We start from the raw sequence: 3,599 nt of genomic DNA on the forward strand, positions 1-3,599 counted from the left end.
CGTGTTATCAGACTCTGCTGAGATGGATAACTGCGAACTTGAATGCTGGCGCGATAACTGGAACAAGGTGATCTTAGAAGGTCGTCAGGTTGGTTTAGAGCTCAAGATTGGTTGTGATGGAGAAAGACTGTCTCTGCAAGACTGGGCTAAAAATGTATTCAAAGATCTTCGAGTTATCGCTGAGTTGATGGATGCTGAGCAAGGTGGTCGTGCATACCAAGAAACGTGCGATACGCTTGAAGCCTGGATTGATAACCCTGAGTTGACCATTTCTGGCCAGTTATTAGAAGAGACCAAGAAATTGGGTGGTTTGGGTAAAGTGGGTTGTGCGTTAGGAAAAACGTATGCTCAACAACACAAGGCACACCAATATAAAGTTTATTCTGCTGAGTTAATGGAAGCGGAAGTTCAACGCTCTGTCATTGCTCAACAGCAAAGTGAAGAAGCGAGCACTCAAGATTTTGATAGTTTCTTAACGGACTATTTTTCATATTTAAAAGCATAGCGAGACTTTGGTGGAAAGGAAGCAAGCCTTATTAGGTCAGTCTACTCATGTGGGTGGAAAATGGTTACCAGTCGTGACTGTTGGTATTGTCTCTAGCCTATTGGTTGGATGTGCGACGCCTCCTCCTAAGCAGCAAAATAATATATGCAGCATCTTCAGAGAGCACCCTTCTTGGTATGAAGATGCGGTCGATATGCAAGATGAGTGGGGCACACCGATTAACGTCGCGATGGCTTTTGTTAAACAAGAGAGCAGCTTTCGACATGATGCGCGTCCACCAAAAGATTATATTCTTGGCTTTATACCGTGGGGAAGAGTCAGTAGTGCCTATGGCTATGCACAAGCTCAAGACCCTGCTTGGGAAGACTTTCAAAAAGCGACCAATAATGGTGGTTCGAGAACCAATTTTGATGATGCATTAATGTTCATTGGTTGGTACACCAGCGAGACGCGCCGTCAGTTAGGAATCTCATTATGGGACCCGTATAACCAATATCTGGCTTATCATGAAGGCCGTGGTGGCTATAAGCGCAAATCATACAACAGCAAACCATCGTTGATTAAGGTGGCTCGCAAAGTCGAACAGCAAGCAAAAGATTATGGATGGCAACTTAAACAGTGCCGAAAAGAACTAGAAGACAATCGAAGTTGGTTTTTTTAAAGCCAATCGTCATGGAGAATAGCAATGCCTTTATTAGATAGTTTTACTGTTGATCACACGCGCATGAACGCACCTGCAGTTCGTGTTGCTAAAACAATGCAAACCCCAAAAGGGGATACCATTACGGTATTTGACCTGCGTTTTACTGCGCCAAACAAAGATATCCTATCTGAGAGAGGTATTCATACTCTCGAGCACCTATACGCTGGGTTCATGCGTGCTCACCTCAATGGCTCTGCGGTTGAAATCATTGATATATCGCCTATGGGGTGTCGTACCGGTTTCTATATGAGCTTGATTGGTACGCCTTCAGAGCAGCAAGTGGCTGAAGCTTGGTTAGCGGCTATGCAAGACGTACTGAAAGTTGAGAACCAGAATAAGATCCCTGAGTTGAACGAATACCAGTGTGGTACTGCGGCAATGCATTCCTTAGATGAAGCTAAAGAGATTGCGAATGCAATCATCGCTACCGGTATTTCAGTAAACAAAAATGATGAACTGGCATTGCCAGAGTCGATGCTTCAAGAGCTTAAAATCGACTAATCATTTTTGGTTCACATTGAATGCGCTTCACTCTAGATACATTTTGCACTAGAGAGTGAGCGAGCTAGATACAAAAAGAGCTAGATACTAAAAGGCCCGGTTCAATGAACCGGGCCTTTTGTTGTAGAGGGACTTAGTTGGTAACTCAGTGGGTTACTCTCATATAATGAGTCGCCTCTATCCGTTTACGATCTGCGGAAACACACGCACCAGCTTGATGCGATTCTCTTCGAGCTCAACAATTTCCATTGGATGGCTGGCAACCTGAACACTCAGGTGACTCTCTGGAATATCTTCAAGATGCTCCAGTATCAAACCATTAAGTGTTCTTGGTCCATCGGTAGGCAGTGCCCACTGCAAACCTTTGTTGATATCTCGGATATTAGCGCTGCCTTCAATCAAGAAGCTACCATCGCTTTGTGGTGTGATCTCTTCAGATAAACTTGGTGCGATTGAAGTCGTAAATTCGCCCACGATCTCTTCGAGAATATCTTCGAGGGTAACCAAACCGTTAATATCGCCATACTCATCAACAATCAAACCGATACGCTGTTTGTTGCGTTGGAATTTAAGCAGTTGGGTGTTAAGCGGTGTCGCTTCCGGAATAAAGTAGATCTCATCTGCAGCACGCAGCAGGGTCTCTTTATTGAATTCGTTCTTTTCGAGCATCAAGCGATAAGCTTCACGTAGCCTCAGCATGCCAACCACTTCATCTATCTGATCACGGTACAACACGATGCGACCATGAGGTGAATGAGTGAGCTGACGCACGATCGATTTCCAATCATCAGTGATGTCGATGCCGGTGATCTCGTTACGTGGCACCATTATGTCATTCACGGTGACGTGTTCTAAATCGAGAATAGACACCAACATATCTTGGTGACGCTGTGGTATTAGGCTACCCGCTTCATTTACTACGGTTCTGAGTTCTTCTGAGCTTAGATGATCGGTTGCATCATGGTTAGCTTTAACGCCTAAGATACGAATGAAGCCATTGGTAATAAAGTTGACCAAGATAACCAATGGAGATAGCACCTTCATCAGTATTATTAATAGAATGCTGCTGGCGTAAGAAACTCGTTCAGGGAAAAGAGAAGCAATGGTTTTTGGTGTAACCTCAGCAAACACGAGGATCACCAGGGTCAGGGCTCCGGTTGCGATTGCAACACCGATATCTCCGTAGATACGCATACCAAGAATAGTCGCGATCGCGGATGCAAGAATATTGACGAGATTGTTGCCGATGAGAATAAGGCCAATCAATCTGTCTGGGCGACTTAGAAGTTTTTCTACGCGTTTGGCACCTTTATGACCCGTATTGGCCAAGTGCTTTAAACGGTAGCGGTTCAAGGACATCATGCCCGTTTCGGAACCAGAGAAATAACCAGAAATTACAATGAGACACGCGAGTAGCGCAAATAAGATACCCGTTGATATGTCGTCCAAAACTATTCTTTTCCTTTTTTTTGTATCTTGATTAATTTATGACCGAACATGGTCGAGATGTCAATTGAATGTATCGTACTCAATATTTTAAAGGCAAGGTGTGTGAGACCTTGCCTTCATTATACTGACTAATTCAGGATTATTTCCTGAACGAAGCGGCTACCGAAGTAAGCTAATGTGAGCATGGTGGCACCCGCAAGGGCAAACCATGTGACTTTTTGCCCACGCCAACCTTTCTGATAGTGACCCCAAAGAAGGATGGAATAGATAACCCAAGCTATAAAAGACAATACCGCTTTATGTGCTTTACCTTGAGCAAACATATCTTGTACGAAGATAAGTCCAGTTAATAAAGTACCTGTTAACAAACCATTACCGATTAAAATGATCTTGAAAAGCTGTCTTTCCACCATCATTAAAGGAGGTAGGTTAGGGTTTATC

Annotated in this window: 4 protein-coding genes and 1 pseudogene; 3 read left to right on the forward strand and 2 right to left on the reverse strand. The window is 43.9% G+C overall.

The window, feature by feature from the left end:
- The 3 genes and pseudogenes from AB4496_RS05535 to luxS all read left to right on the forward strand — a co-directional run.
- Positions 1–505: pseudogene (locus AB4496_RS05535) on the forward strand (glutamate--cysteine ligase); the annotation flags it as partial.
- Positions 506–515: 10 nt separating this feature from the next.
- Positions 516–1,166: a hypothetical protein gene (locus AB4496_RS05540; RefSeq protein WP_009847613.1), complete on the forward strand. Its 651-nt coding sequence runs from the start codon at positions 516–518 to the stop codon at positions 1,164–1,166.
- Positions 1,167–1,190: 24 nt separating this feature from the next.
- On the forward strand, positions 1,191–1,709 hold the full coding sequence (luxS, locus tag AB4496_RS05545) for an S-ribosylhomocysteine lyase (protein WP_009847612.1): 519 nt from the start codon (positions 1,191–1,193) through the stop codon (positions 1,707–1,709).
- Positions 1,710–1,886: 177 nt separating this feature from the next.
- Here luxS and AB4496_RS05550 read toward each other — a convergent pair whose 3' ends face one another.
- Entirely contained in the window at positions 1,887–3,158 is a 1,272-nt protein-coding gene (locus AB4496_RS05550; protein WP_102249164.1) for an HlyC/CorC family transporter, read from the reverse strand.
- 128 nt (positions 3,159–3,286) lie between these two features.
- Positions 3,287–3,599, reverse strand: a 313-nt coding sequence (locus tag AB4496_RS05555) for an inner membrane protein YpjD (RefSeq protein ID WP_372104905.1), incomplete at its 5' end; no start/stop codon positions are given.

This window comes from Vibrio sp. 10N.222.46.A1 (assembly GCF_041473595.1).
In the GTDB taxonomy this organism is placed as follows: domain Bacteria; phylum Pseudomonadota; class Gammaproteobacteria; order Enterobacterales; family Vibrionaceae; genus Vibrio; species Vibrio tasmaniensis_A.